At 69.2% G+C, this 13,697-nt stretch carries 12 protein-coding genes and 1 pseudogene; 8 read left to right on the top strand and 5 right to left on the bottom strand.

The window, feature by feature from the left end; translation table 11 throughout:
* Window positions 1–20: 20 nt before the first annotated feature.
* Both BN1555_RS29980 and BN1555_RS29975 read right to left on the bottom strand, forming a co-directional pair.
* Window positions 21–959, bottom strand: coding sequence for an NAD(P)/FAD-dependent oxidoreductase (locus tag BN1555_RS29980; protein WP_093802274.1), 939 nt, complete (start codon window positions 957–959; stop codon window positions 21–23).
* Window positions 960–1,257: 298 nt separating this feature from the next.
* Window positions 1,258–3,636 (bottom strand): ATP-binding cassette domain-containing protein, encoded by a 2,379-nt coding sequence (locus tag BN1555_RS29975; protein ID WP_093802273.1) that lies wholly within the window; start codon window positions 3,634–3,636, stop codon window positions 1,258–1,260.
* A gap of 154 nt (window positions 3,637–3,790) precedes the next feature.
* Here BN1555_RS29975 and BN1555_RS40765 point away from each other — a divergent pair.
* The 7 genes and pseudogenes from BN1555_RS40765 to BN1555_RS29940 all read left to right on the top strand — a co-directional run.
* Window positions 3,791–4,104: pseudogene (locus tag BN1555_RS40765) on the top strand (MerR family DNA-binding transcriptional regulator); the annotation flags it as partial.
* 210 nt (window positions 4,105–4,314) lie between these two features.
* Window positions 4,315–5,064: a class I SAM-dependent DNA methyltransferase gene (locus tag BN1555_RS29965; RefSeq protein ID WP_093803736.1), complete on the top strand. Its 750-nt coding sequence runs from the start codon at window positions 4,315–4,317 to the stop codon at window positions 5,062–5,064.
* 193 nt (window positions 5,065–5,257) lie between these two features.
* On the top strand, window positions 5,258–5,713 hold the full coding sequence (locus tag BN1555_RS29960) for a hypothetical protein (RefSeq protein ID WP_176710172.1): 456 nt from the start codon (window positions 5,258–5,260) through the stop codon (window positions 5,711–5,713).
* A gap of 72 nt (window positions 5,714–5,785) precedes the next feature.
* A complete protein-coding gene (locus BN1555_RS29955) occupies window positions 5,786–6,619 on the top strand; it encodes a transposase family protein (protein WP_176710171.1) in 834 nt (277 codons plus the stop codon).
* A 103-nt stretch (window positions 6,620–6,722) separates the two neighbouring features.
* Window positions 6,723–7,184 carry a TioE family transcriptional regulator gene (locus tag BN1555_RS29950; RefSeq protein WP_255306248.1) on the top strand — a complete coding sequence of 154 codons (462 nt, stop codon included), beginning with the start codon at window positions 6,723–6,725 and terminating at the stop codon, window positions 7,182–7,184.
* Between the two features lie 113 nt (window positions 7,185–7,297).
* Entirely contained in the window at window positions 7,298–8,455 is a 1,158-nt protein-coding gene (locus BN1555_RS29945; protein WP_304364490.1) for an erythromycin esterase family protein, read from the top strand.
* Between the two features lie 89 nt (window positions 8,456–8,544).
* Window positions 8,545–10,305: a non-ribosomal peptide synthetase gene (locus BN1555_RS29940; protein ID WP_093802271.1), complete on the top strand. Its 1,761-nt coding sequence runs from the start codon at window positions 8,545–8,547 to the stop codon at window positions 10,303–10,305.
* Between the two features lie 6 nt (window positions 10,306–10,311).
* Here the strand turns inward: BN1555_RS29940 and BN1555_RS29935 are convergent, their stop codons facing one another.
* Complete coding sequence (locus BN1555_RS29935; protein ID WP_093802270.1) at window positions 10,312–11,499, bottom strand: cytochrome P450; 1,188 nt, start codon at window positions 11,497–11,499, stop codon at window positions 10,312–10,314.
* 187 nt (window positions 11,500–11,686) lie between these two features.
* Between BN1555_RS29935 and BN1555_RS29930 the strand changes: the two genes are divergently transcribed.
* Entirely contained in the window at window positions 11,687–12,382 is a 696-nt protein-coding gene (locus BN1555_RS29930) for a tryptophan 2,3-dioxygenase family protein (RefSeq protein ID WP_255306247.1), read from the top strand.
* Window positions 12,383–12,752: 370 nt separating this feature from the next.
* On the opposite strand, the gene BN1555_RS29925 is transcribed toward BN1555_RS29930, so the two are convergent.
* A complete protein-coding gene (locus tag BN1555_RS29925) occupies window positions 12,753–13,256 on the bottom strand; it encodes a winged helix-turn-helix domain-containing protein (protein ID WP_218058209.1) in 504 nt (167 codons plus the stop codon).
* Between the two features lie 189 nt (window positions 13,257–13,445).
* Window positions 13,446–13,658, bottom strand: a complete 213-nt coding sequence (locus tag BN1555_RS29920) for an MbtH family protein (RefSeq protein WP_069926457.1) — start codon at window positions 13,656–13,658, stop codon at window positions 13,446–13,448.
* Window positions 13,659–13,697: the final 39 nt, after the last annotated feature.

Genomic DNA, 13,697 nt, shown 5'->3' with positions numbered 1-13,697 from the left:
GTGGTGGCGGGGCGAACGGTTCAGCGGCGCACAGCGCCGAGCAACGCCGACATGTGGATGGCGTCGGCGGCCGCGGCGCCCGCCGCGGCCGCCACGGTGACCGACTGCTTCCAGCGGCTGGTCAGGTCCCCGGCCGCGTACAGGCCCGGAACGCTGGTGCACTGGGAGGCGTCGACGCCGATGAAGCCGGCGTCCTCGACCGTCAGCTCCAGCTCTTCGGCGGTCCGCCTGACGACGGGTTGCTGCCGCTGTCGTGGCGTCCAGACCAGTGTCTCCCGCTCCAGGACCCGGCCGTCGTCCAACTCGACGCCGTACAAAGCCCCTTGGCGGTGGTGCAGGCGGCGGACCGTTCCCGTGACGACCTCGCCCCCGCTGCTCCGCGCCGTCGCGCGAGCGGTCTCCAGGCCGGGCATGGACTCCTGGCAGATCGCGATGGTGTCCTCGCTCCAGGCGAGGAAGGCCACGGCCGACAGTCCCGCGAGTTCCGCGTTGTCGGCGACGGTCGCCCAGCGCCCGCCGGCGTTCTCCTCGCCGAGGCAGAACGGACAGTGGATCACGCTGCGGCCCCAGCACTCCGCGAAACCTTCCACGTCGGCCGGGTGGACGTCCACGACACCGGTGGCGAGCAGAACGGTTCGGGCCTCGACGGTCTCACCGCCGCCGACGGCGACCCGGAAGCCTCCGCCCGGAGCGGGGGTCACGCTTTCGGCGTCGGCCTCCAGCCGCTCGACGGTCGCGTACCGGGAGAGTTCCCGCCAGGCGCGCGCCCGGAACCCACCGGGCGTGACGCCGTCCATTCCGACATGGCCGTGAACACCCGCCGACGCGCTGTTGCGCGGTGCCCGAGGGCTGTCCACGACGGTCACCGGGTGCCGGTATCTGGCCAGGCTGAGCGCCGCGGTGAGCCCGGCGGGGCCGGCTCCCACGATCACGGTGGTGTGGTCGGCGTGCGAGGACATCGGTCTGATCCCTTCCGTCGGGCGGCGTGAGCGGGGTCCGTCCACCGTGGGTGCGGTCCGGCGGGCGCGCGGTGGGGAACGCCGGAACGGGCTGTCAGCGGGCGGAGGCCGTCGGCCCGCATTGTGGTCGCCGCCGCGGTGCGGGAGAGGTACGGGCGAAAGAGGTGAGCCAGACAGTCGTGCGCGTACGGCGGTGCGATCGACGTCGACTTTCGGCCCGGGCGCAGACCGGCCACGGTCAACGCCCCGCCGCCCCCGCCCCCTGTCACCAGGCGGGGGGCGGGCGGGCCGCGTCGTGTCAGGCGCCGACGTACTGCGCGAGGTGCTCGCCCGTGAGGGTGGGGCGGTCGGCGACGAGCTCGGCGGGCGTGCCCTCGAAGACGATCTTGCCGCCGTCGTGGCCGGCGCCGGGACCGAGGTCGATGATCCAGTCGGCGTGCGCCATCACCGCCTGGTGGTGCTCCACGACGATGACCGTCTTGCCGGCGTCCACCAACCGGTCGAGCAGGGCGAGCAGTTGCTCGACGTCGGCCAGGTGCAGGCCGCTGGTCGGCTCGTCGAGGATGTAGACGCTGCCCGTTCCGGCCATGTGACCGGCGAGCTTCAACCGTTGCCGCTCTCCGCCGGAGAGGGTGGTGAGCGGCTGGCCGAGGCTGAGGTAGCCCAGGCCGACCTCGGCGAGCCGGTCGAGGACGGCATACGCGGCCGGCGTCCGTGCCTTACCGCTGCGGAAGAACTCGGCGGCCTCGGCCACCGGCATCGCGAACACCTCGCTGATGTCCCGACCGCCGAGCCGGTACTGGAGCACCGAGGCCTGGAACCGCTTGCCCTCGCACTCCTCGCAGGTGGTGGCGACGCCGGCCATGATCGCCAGATCGGTGTAGATGACACCGGCACCCTTGCAAGTCGGGCAGGCGCCCTCGGAATTGGGGCTGAACAGTGCGGGCTTGACCCCGTTGACCTTGGCGAACGTCTTGCGGATCGGTTCGAGCATGCCGGTGTAGGTGGCCGGGTTGCTGCGCCGGGAGCCCTTGATGGGCGACTGGTCCACCGTGACGACGCCGTCGCGGCCCGCTACCGAGCCGTGGATCAGGGAACTCTTGCCCGAGCCCGCGACGCCGGTGAGCACGGTGAGCACGCCGAGCGGGATGTCCACGTCGACGTCGCGCAGGTTGTGGGCGTTCGCGCCGCGCACCTCGAGCACACCGGACCGCTCGCGCACGGACGGCTTCAGTGAGGCCCGGTCGTCCAGGTGCCGTCCGGTGACGGTGCCGCTGGCCCGCAGTCCCTCGACGGTGCCCTCGAAGACGACTTCGCCGCCCTTGGTACCGGCGTGCGGTCCGAGGTCGACGACGTGGTCGGCGATCACGATCGTCTCCGGCTTGTGCTCCACGACCAGCACGGTGTTGCCCTTGTCGCGCAGTCGCAGCAGCAGGTCGTTCATCCGCTGGATGTCGTGCGGGTGCAGGCCGACGGTGGGCTCGTCGAAGACGTAGGTGACGTCGGTGAGCGCGGAGCCCAGGTGGCGGACCATCTTGACGCGCTGGGCCTCACCGCCCGAGAGCGTGCTCGATGACCGGTCGAGCGAGAGGTAGCCCAGGCCGATCTGGACGAACGAGTCGAGGGTCTGGCCGAGCACGGTGAGCAGTGTCGTGACCGACGGGTCGGTCAGGCCGCGGGCCCAGGCCGCGAGGTCGCTGATCTGCATGGCGCAGGCGTCGGCGATGCTGAGGCCGTCGATCTTGGCGGACCGGGCGGTCTCGCTGAGCCTGGTGCCGTGGCACTCGGGGCAGACGGAGAACGCCACCGCCCGTTCCACGAAGGCACGGATGTGCGGCTGGAGCGTCTCCTTGTCCTTGGACAGGAACGACTTGCGTACCCGCGCGAGGAGGCCCTCGTAGGTGGTGTTGACGCCCTTCACCTTGACCTTGACCGGGTCCCGGTGCAGGAAGTCGTACCTCTCCTGCTCGGTGTAGTCGCGGATCGCCTTGTGCGGGTCGAGGAAGCCCGACTCGGTGAACGACTGCACCACCCAGCCGTCGGGCTTCCAGCCGGGGACCGTGACCGCGCCTTCCGCGAGCGACTTGGAGTCGTCGAGGAGCTGGGCGGGATCGATGTCCGAGACGGTGCCCATGCCCTCGCAGCGCAGGCACATGCCGCCGACGACGCTGAAGCCCTTCTCGATCTTCTTGCCGTTCACCACGAGGACACCCGAGGCGTCGGCCGAGGCGACGTTGAAGGCGAACGCCTTCTGCGACCCGATGTGCGGCTTGGCGAGCCGGCTGAAGAGGATGCGCAGCAGTGTGCCCGCGTCGGTGGCGGTGCCGACCGTGGAGCGGAGACTGCTGCCCATCGGCTGCTGGTCGACGAGGATCGCGGTGGTCAGCCCGTCGAGCACATCGACCTCGGGCCGCGCCAGGGTGGGCATGAAGCCCTGGATGAAGGCGCTGTACGTCTCGTTGATCAGCCGCTGCGACTCCGCGGCGATCGTGTCGAACACCAACGAGCTCTTGCCCGAGCCGGAGACCCCGGTGAACACGGTCAGCCGCCGTTTGGGGATCTCCACATGCACGTTCTTGAGGTTGTTCTCACGAGCCCCGTGCACACGGATCAGATCGTGGCTGTCGGCGGCACACAGCCCAGGAGGCTGGGTGTCCGTCTCCTTGCCAGCGGTCATGTTGTCCCTCCCGTTGTCGGACGCGGCATGCCTTCGTCAGGTGACGTGGTGACGAGTTCCTGAACGTCCCGGTTCATGGACTCAAGCGTATACCTGCAAAGTCGGTTGAGGCTTTTGGAGGAGCTACGCGGTTTCTTGGATAAAGTCTCAAACCGTGAAGCACCTGCGTCCGTTCGACCTGGCCCGTGAGCACGGCATCTCCACCCAGGCGGTCCGCAACTACGAGCGGGACGGGTTCCTCCCGCTCGCCCAGCGCACCCGTCCGGCTACCGCACCTACACCGAGACCCACGCGGCGGCCCTGCGCGCCTATCTGGCGCTCGTCCAGGCGTACGGGTACGCCACGGGCGGAGAGATCATGCGGTCGCTCAACACCGGCGACCTCGACGCCGCGCTGACGGCCGTCGACCGCGGCCACGCCCAACTGCTCCGCGACCGAAGCACGCTGGACGCGGTGGGACGGGCAGTGAGCCTCCGCCAACCTGAAATCGCAGGCCAAAGGGCTGGTATGACCGGCTCTCGGAGTACTCGCGCTGGTCGTGGGCGAGAGTCTGCCGAGAAGATCGTTCGACAGCACGGTCGCGTCTGAAGGCGGTTCGTGTGAATCACGGCTTCGCGTAGTCGACGGCGGGCGAAATCCGATGGCACATGTGCCTAGAGCGTGGCAGTCTTCGGCGCCATGGATACGGACGTATGGACCGAGCAGGTAGCGCGGAGCTACGACGAGTCATCGGAGCATATGTACCTGCCCGAAGTTCTGGATCCGACGGTCGACTTCCTTGAGCGCCGTGCGGGTCATGGCCCTGCCCTTGAGTTCGCGGTGGGGACCGGCCGCGTTGCGCTTCCGCTGAGTGCGCGAGGCGTGCGGGTGACCGGGATCGAGAAGTCGGAGCCCATGGCCCAGGAGCTTGGTAGGAAGCCCCGCGGCAGCGATGTGGCCGTGATCGTTGGAGACATGACGGTCTCTCGGGCTCCAGGCGCGTTCAACCTGGTCTATCTCGTCTATAACGCCATCACCTGCCTGCTCTCCCAGGATGAACAAGTCGCGTGTTTCCGCAACGCCGCGAAGCACCTTGAGCCGGGCGGCCGCTTTGTGCTCGAGGTGTTCGTCCCCGAACTGCAGCGTCTACCGCCAGGTGAGACCGCGCGCCCGTTCCACATCGGTGACCAGCACGTTGGCTTCGATACATACGACCTGGTCAACCAGCTTTTGGTCTCGCACCACTACACGATCACGGACGGTCGAGGCTCCACATTCCTCTCACCTCATCGGTACGTCTGGCCTTCCGAACTCGACTTGATGGCCAAGCTCGCCGGCCTGGAACTGTCCGAGCGCTGGGCCGACTGGAACGAGACGCCTTTCACCGCGTCCAGCAGATCGCACGTTTCCGTGTGGCAGAAGCCGCCTGTCTGTTCTGTATCTGTTTGATCACCGAACAGACCAGCCGAACGTCTTGCCGAGCTTGATGACGAGTACGACATCATCGAGTACAGGGGTCGGCCCGGGCACAACCGACTTTCGTAGGGATCGGGCCCTGGGTAAGCGGCCGACAGTAGAAGTGGAGAGCTGAGCCGCTCGGTTCTTGCCCGCTGCGGCTCGGCGGCCCTCTACGATCCGGAATATGCTGGATCCCGAGCTGCTGGAACGGATCACCGCGCGGCGCGCGGAACTGGACGAACTCGAAGAGCAGCTGGCCAGGCAGTTGGCGCAGGTGCGGACGGAGCGGGACGAGCTCGCCGTCGCCGAACGAGTCCTTGAGCGGGTGAGCGGGGAAATCGCCGACGCGCGCGCATCAGTCGCGCCGTCACCTGGGCAGGTGGGCGGACAGGCGGTGATGCTGATTCCGCACCACGCACCAGGCGTGGCGGAGACCACGCTCCCGCCGGACTACCAGCGCATCATCGCCGCCGTGCGGCAGGCCGCCGGACCGGTCATGGCTCGCGAGGTCGGCGAGGTGGTGGGGGTGGACGTCAGCGTGAAGGCCAAGCTGGAACCGCTGCGCAGCAAGCTGGTCCGACTCGTCGATCGCGGCTGGTTGCGGAAACTGCCTGATGGCCGGTTCACCACCCGCCTGTGACCAGCAGCACCGCCACTCGAAGCGGCTCGATGCGGGCGTAACCGGGGCGCCCCCAGCGGCCGTTGGAATTGTGTGACGAAAACCAAAAAGCACGTCGAGGACACCTACCCGCTTGTCTACCAGTGCCGTCTGTCGCTGTCCACGCGGACCGTCAACCACCTCGCCGATCTGCTGCGGCGTCACCTGAAAGTGATCCGGTCCAGGTGGCGGATCCTGCCGCCGGGGAAGATCGCGGTGATTGTCCTGGCCGTGCTGCGTCACGACCAGCGCCTGGCTGACATGGCCGGCGGCAACAACGTGTCCGAGTCCACTGTGCGCCGCTGGCGCGACGAGCTGATCGGCCTGCTCGCCGCGCAGGCGCCGCGGCTGAACCGCGCCCTGAAGAAGATCGCCAGGCAGGGCGGAGAGGTGGTCCTGATCGACGGCACCCTCATCGCCACCCAGCGCCGCACCGGGAAAGCCGACCGGCGGAACTACTCCGGCAAGCACCACCATCACGGCCTGCACTTCCTCGCCCTGACCGACGAGCGGGGCCGGCTGATCTGGATATCCGCCGCCCGGCCCGGCCGCACCCACGACAACACCGCCGCCCGCCACGACCACATCCTGGCCCACCTGCGCGCCGCTGACCTCGGGGCCCTGGCGGACCTGGGCTTTCGCGGCCTGGACAACGACGTACTCGACCCCGTGATCGTCACCGGCTTCCATGCCAGCCGCACCCACAAGCTCACCCCCGGCCAGAAGACCGCCAACCGCGTCCTCGCCATCGGACGCGCGCCCGTTGAACACGGCTTCGCCCATCTCAAGAACTGGCGGATCCTCACCAAGCTCCGCACCGATCCCGCCCGCGCCACCGACCTCTTGCGCGCCCTGCTCGTTCTAACGAATCTCGAAGTCAACCGCTGACAAACGATCTACTCCGCAGACAGCCGCCCACGACCAGCACGAGTATCCCGAGAACCGGTCACACCAGCCCTTTAACCTGCGATTTCAAGTTGGCGGAGGCTCAGTGGAGCACCTCACCTCCGCCCCCGGCCTCGCCGAGCACATGTCCGCCGGCAGCGAGCCGCTGAGCATCGGCGAACTCGCGCGCCGTCTGGGGGTGACCGCGGCGACCCTGCGGAACTGGGAAGCGATGGGCGTCCTGACCCCGGCGCGCGAGCCGGTCACCGGCCACCGCTCGTTCGACGCCACGGACGTACGCGACGCCGAGCTGACCCATCTCCTGCGGCGCGGGGGCTACCCGCTGGAGCACATCCGCACGGTGGTCCGGCAGATCCGCACGGCTGGCGGCACCGAGGCGCTGTCCGCCGCCCTCGACGACTGGCGGCGACGGCTCACAGCACGCGGCGTATCCATGCTCGGCGCGGCGGCCCAGCTCGGCGGGTACGTGGCCCATTTGGGCGTCCCAGCCGGACCGCCGGCCACCACGGAACCGGCTCCCGCGCCAGGGCCCCCGCCGACGGTTTGAGACCTCGCGGCCCGGCGGGTCCGACCGCTGCACCGGCGGCATCGCAGTAAGCCTCAACAGGTCTTTCAATGATTCGATTGACAGACATAAGCAAGGAATTTCACGACCTTCCCGTGGCCTCGTGCGCTGTACTGGCGCTCGGCGAACCCACCCACCGGGAGCCCGCCTTCGGGTGGGTGCGCAACGAGCTGTTCGCCCGACTGGCCGAAATCGGCTTCCGCTCGATCGCCCTGGAGACCGACCGCGTGGCCGCGCTGCGCGTCGACGACTTCGTCAAGGGCGGCGACGGGGATCTCGACGAGGTGGCGCGGGAGGGCTTTTCCCACGACTTCGGGAACCTGGAGACCAACCGGTGCCTCGTCGCCTGGATGCGCGACCACAACGCGAGCCGGCCGCCGGAGGAGCGGCTGAGCTTTCACGGCTTCGACGTCCCTACGGAGACGACGAGTGCCCCCAGCCCGCGGCGCTGTCTCGAATTCGCCCGGGACTATCTGCGGCTCGACCTTGACCTCGCCGGGCTGCTGGGCGCGGACGAGCAGTGGAGCCGTGCGGAGGCGGTGATGGACCCGGCCATGTCGGTCGGCGCCACGCCCGAGGCCGAGCGGCTGTGGTCCCTCGCCGACGACATGCTCACCCTGCTCCACTCCAACGCCGCCGAGCGGATCGCGCAGACCTCGCGCGCGGAGTGGCTCCGGGCCAGGGCGCACCTCACCGCCGGCCTCGGTCTGCTGCGCTACCACCGGCAGGCGGCCCAGCGCCTGGAGAACAGCGACCGGCTGTCCCGGCTGTTCGCCACCCGGGACGCGCTCATGGCACAGAACCTCCTCGACATCCGCAGCATCGAGGGCCGCCAGGGCGCGACGCTGGTCTTCGCCCACAATGTGCACCTCCAGCGGACCCCGAGCACCTGGAGCCTGGGAGACCTGTCCGTCAACTGGCCCGGGGCCGGCACCGTCGTGGCACCGCTGCTGGGCGAGCAGTACGTCTTCATCGTCGGCAGCCTGGGGCGCAGCGAGGCCGTCGGGCTGGGCGATCCCGAGCCGGGCACCTACGAGAGCCGCCTACAGGATCGCGTCACCGATTGGGCCATGGCCCCCACCGGCAAGGTCGCCGCCGCCCGGACCCGGACGGACACCACCCCGCAGCAGGGCTACTTCCCGCTCGACCGGGCCACGCTGGACACCGCCGACGCGGTCCTGCACGTCAGCGACGGCGCCGCCGTCAGCCAGGACCTCCTGCGCGTACCCGCCGGTGCTGGGAGCGGGTATTGACAGAGACGGGAAGGATTCGCCGGGCTCCCGGGTCGCCGGAGATTAGATTCGCCGTCGATCAGGGAGCCCCCCGAAGGAGCTGACCGCGCTTGAACACGGTTCCGGCACTGTTCGAGTCAACCGTCGCCAGACGGGGCGGAGAACCCGCCCTCATCGACGGGGAGAGCACCCTCGGTTACGCGGAGCTGAACACCCGGATCAACCGGCTCGCCCGCAGGCTCATCGCGCACGGTGTCGGCCCCGACTCGCTCGTCGCGGTCGCGATGCCGAAGTCGAGCGAACTGATCGTGGCGATCATGGCGGTGCTCAAGGCCGGCGGCGCCTACCTCCCGCTCGATCCGGGCTATCCGGCAGAACGTCTGCGGTTCATGCTGGCCGACGCGCGGCCGGTGCTGCTGCTGCGGTCCTCCTCGGTGGCGCCCCTCGGCGCGGGTCCGGAGGAACTCGTCCTTGACGACCCGGCGTTCCGCGCCGCGTGCGCGGCTCTGCCGGGGCACGACGTCGCCCAGCATGAGCGCCGTGCCGTACTGCGCCCCGAGCACCTGATGTACGTCATCTACACCTCGGGGTCGACCGGAACGCCCAAGGGCGTCGCCGTGCCGCACAGCGGTGTGCGCGACATGGCCGCCACCCAGGCGGCCGTCCTGCGCGCGGGCCCCGGCGACCGCGTGCTCCAGTGGGCGTCCATCAGTTTCGACGCCGCCTTCTGGGACGTGTCCCTGGCGCTGCTGTCCGGGGCGGCACTCGTAATGGTGCCCGCCGACGACCTGCTGCCGGGCCGTCCGCTGTGGAACACCTTGTTCAAGTACGGCATCACGCACGCGGTACTGCCCCCGGTGGCGCTCAGCGAGACCGACACCGAGGACATTCTGCTCGGCGGGACCGTCATGTCCACGGGAGACAGCTGTACGCCGACGCTGGTACGCAAGTGGTCGCGGGCACGGCGGATGTTCAACGGTTACGGCCCGACCGAGGTAACCGTCGGGGCGACGATCGGCGGGCCGGTGCGCGACGCCGGTGACGTCGGGATCGGCATGCCGTGGATCGGCAACGAGGTGCACGTGCTCGACGAGAGCCTGCGCCCGGTGCCGCCCGGCACGGAGGGCGAGCTGTACATCGCGGGCAGCGGACTGGCGCGCGGCTATCTCAACCGGTTCGGGGCGACCTCGGTGAAGTTCGTGGCCGACCCGTTCGGGCCGCCCGGCAGCCGGATGTACCGCACGGGCGACCGGGGCCGCAGGGGGCCGGACGGCGAGCTGTTCTTCGCGGGCCGCGCGGACGGCCAGGTGAAGCTGCGCGGTTTCCGCGTCGAACTCGGTGAGATCGAAACCCGGCTCGCCGCCCATCCGGCGGTGGACGTCGCCGTCGCCGTGGTGCGGGGTGAGCTGGCCGAGGCGCATGTCGTCGGCTACGTCACCACCACGGCGCCGGTCGAGCCGGATGACCTGCGCGTCCATGTCGCCGAGTCGCTGCCCGCGCACATGGTGCCCGCACGGGTCACGGTGCTGGAGCGGTTCCCCACGCTGGCCAACGGCAAGATCGACCGGGGGGCCCTGCCGCAGCCGGACGCGGGAGCAGAAGGGCTCCCGGACGGCGGCCGGGCGCCGGACGCCACCGAGGCGGATGGCTGCGCGGCCGTGGTCTGCGCGATCGTACGGGACATCCTCGGGGTTCCGGAGGCGAGGCTCTCCGACAACTTCTTCCAGCTCGGTGGGCACTCCGTGCAGGCGACCAGGCTGGCCGCCCGGATCCGGGAGCGGTTCGAGGTCGCGCTGCCGATCCGGACCGTGCTGGAGGCGGCGACGATCGGCGAGCTGGCCGCGGCCGTCGAGAGCCGGTCGTCCGGCTGATGGCCGTCAGCGGAAGGCGACCGGCAGGCTGCCGTAGCCGTTCAGGAAGTTGGAGTAGATCGGTGTGGGCTTGCCGCACACCTCGATCTCGTTGACCGACTCGGTGAGCGCGCTCAGCAGTGCGCGCAGTTCCGTCCGGCCGAGGAACGCGCCGACGCAGAAGTGCGGGCCGTGGCCGAAGGAGAGGTGCTTGTTGGGCGAGCGGGCCGGGTCGAACCGGCGCGGCTGGTCGAACACCTCCTCGTCGTTGTTGGCGGAGGTGTTCCACAGCGTCACGATGTCGCCCGCGCGCACCCGCCGGCCGCCTATCTCCATGTCCCGGGTCGCGGTCCGGGCGAAGTGCATGGCCGGCGTGGCCCAGCGCAGTACTTCCTCGACCGCCGTGTCGATCGCGGCCGACCCTTCGCGCAGCGCCCGCCACTGGGCGGGGTGCTCGGCGAACGCCTTCACCGCGCAGATCGCGGACACGCGGGAGGACTCGTCGCCGCCGAGCACGAGGCTGTAGCAGTTGAGAGCGACCTCCTCCAGCGTCAGCGGGCGGTCTCCCACCTCCGCCGTCGCGATCATGCTGATGACGTCGTCGCCGGGGTCGCCGCGGCGGTGCCGGGCGAGATCCATGAAGTAACCGATGATCTCGTTCCGGGCCTCCAGGGAGTCCAGCCTGTCGGACTCGGCGTCGTGCGAGGAGAGGGCCAGCTTGTTCCAGCGCAGCAGCTTCTCACGGTCCGCCTCCGGAATGGAGAGCAAATCGCAGATCGTGTTCATCGGAATGTGCTCGGCGACCTCCGCCGCGAAGTCGAACTTGCCCTGTCCGGTGACGGTCTTGATGAGCCGTGACGTCCGTTCCCATATCTTCTGTTCGACCGCGCCGAGGACGCGCGGGGAGAAGGCGCGCAGCATCAGGTTGCGCAGTTCGCGGTGGCGGGGCCGGTCGGTGACCGCGAGCATCTTGCCGCCTGCCGAGTCGCCGCCGCTCAGAAGGACGTCCAGCACGGTCCCGCGAGCGGAACTCAGGGATCGTACGTCGGCGTAGCAGGACAGCACGTCGGCGTGGCGGGCGACGACCCAGAAGCCGGGGTCCCCCTGGTGCCAGTACACGGGCCGGGACTTCCGCACGTCACGCCAGAACTCGTATGCGTCGTGCCGTACGAAGGCGGTCGCGTCGGTCAGGTCCAGCTCGGTCGGGATGGTCATGCCGGAAGCGTGCCAACGGCGGCGCCGAGGCCGGGTATTTCTTGCTCAGGTATTTCTCCCTGAATGAGAGACGAAAGATTGCTGATCAGCAGGTTCGTTTCCGTGTCACGCTCAGGCATATGGGTCGTTGGCCGCGCCGGAATGTCCGGCGCGGCCGGCAGATCACCTTTGACGAGGAGGCGGCGTCTTGAGCAGACTGACGTATGTGGACTATCTCCGAATGGAGAGTCTGCTTTCGCTCCAGGAGCCGCGGACCCCACACACGGCCGGTCGTGCGGTCGTCCTGGCCGAGCAGTTCTTCATCATCACCCACCAGTCCTGCGAGCTGTGGCTGAAGCAGCTCGGGGCTGATCTGGACGCCGCCGCCGAGGCGCTCCTGCCGCCCTGTGACACGCACGATCTGGAGCTCGGGCTCGAATTCCTGCTGCGGTCCGGCGAGTTGACACGGGTGCTCCAGCAGCAGCTTCTGGTGCTGGAGAAACTGCCACTGCGTTACTTCGCCGAGTTCCGGTCCTACCTGGACACGGCGAGCGGCGCGCAGTCCGCGCAGTTCCGGCGGCTGACCACGCTGCTGGGCAACAGTCACCACCAGGGCAGTCTCTACGAGGCGTTCGCGGCGGCGGTCGAATACCACGGGCAGACCGTGGACGACGTCTGCCGACGTGGCGTGGAGTCCGGCGTGCTGCACCGCCTCGCGGAAGCGCTGGTGGACCTGGGGAACGGGTACTGGCACTGGAAAGTGGCACACCTGGCACTGGTGTCCAAGATGGTCGGGGAGCAGGGCGGAACCGGCGGGTCGAGCGGTGTCGACTTCCTCGCCCGCCGAGTCACCCGGCCCTTCCCCGAACTTCGCCGGCTGCGCGGGAAGGTGCACCACCCATAGCCTTCGGCCGCCGGCCAGGGCGTGTCTACAGCGCCGAGGCAATCTGCCCGGCTTTCGCGGGCCGCGGTCAGCGATGTCGGAACGGGCCGCACCCCCGTCGGTTCCGCCTCGCCCTGAACCGCCCCGGCATCGTGCCGGGGGCGGTTCGCGGGCGGGGCATGTCGTCCTGGGCGTCGGGATGGACGACGGCCGGTTCCTCGGGGCGGGGTCGCGGGTGCCGCCCGCGCCGACGGTGATCACGTCGGTGCCTTCGCCCACCGCCACGGACTCGGGTGGTACGATGCGGAACGGGCCACGTGCCGTCCCGTGCGATCACCCCACGTCATGAGCGTGATCGTTGAGGGCTCAAGACCCGCTTTCGCCGCACCGCCTAGCCGGCCCCGGTCTCCAGCGCATAACCGCGCCCCCAGGCCGTGCGGATGACCAGGTCGGTCGGTAAGAGACGGCGGCGAAGCCGCATGATGTGGAGGTCGAGCGAATTCCTCGTCGGCCTCTGCACGCGTTCCGCCAGCCGTTGAGTGAGTTCATGCCGGTACACCACCTCCCCGAAGTGCTCGATGAGCAGCTCCATCAATTCGGTCTGGACATTCGAGATGGTGATCGAGTGCGGTCCGTAGCTGAGCGTTCCGGCGGAGTCGAGGGTTGGTATCTGCCGGTCGTCGAGCCGGTTCTGGAGGGCTTTGACCCGGGCGTCGAGATCCTCCCGGGAGATGGGCGCTCGGACCCAGTCTTCGAACGGATCGTTGCAGACTGGCGGACGGGCACCCGCCTCCACTACGAGGAGACAGGGTACGCCGTCCCTCTTGCATCGGTTCCGAAGGTCTATTTGTGCCGGCCATCGGACGAACATGACATCGCTGATTGTGCTCCCCACAGCACGCGCCTCCCCGTCGATGCAAAGAGATGGTTACTGTCATCGCCGGCCGACGGCGTTCTTGTGTCGGCCGAGCACGTGTAAAGGGCCGGAGGCCGTGGTGGTCTGGTTCGGTCTCCACGGCCTCGACCCGCAGAGGCGCCGCGCTTCCTCAGGTCAACATCCGCGACGGCGCCTCACCGCACGGCCTCAGCCGTTCATCGCCTCACGGAGACTGCGCGGCCGCATGTCGGTCCAGTGCTCCTCCACGTAGGCGACGCTCTCCGCTCTTGCGGCGGGGCCGAAGACGCTGCGCCATCCGGCGGGCACCTCGGCGAATGCCGGCCAGAGGGAGTGCTGGTCCTCGTCGTTGACCAGCACGTGGAACTGGCCGTTCTCGTCGTCGAACGGATTGGTGCTCACCTGTGTCCTCCAGAACTCGTTCCACCAGTTGGAGCTTCG

Source organism: Streptomyces sp. Wb2n-11 (assembly GCF_001049855.1).
Classification (GTDB): Bacteria; Actinomycetota; Actinomycetes; order Streptomycetales; family Streptomycetaceae; genus Streptomyces; species Streptomyces altiplanensis.
This window is presented reverse-complemented; position numbering and strand designations above follow the sequence as displayed.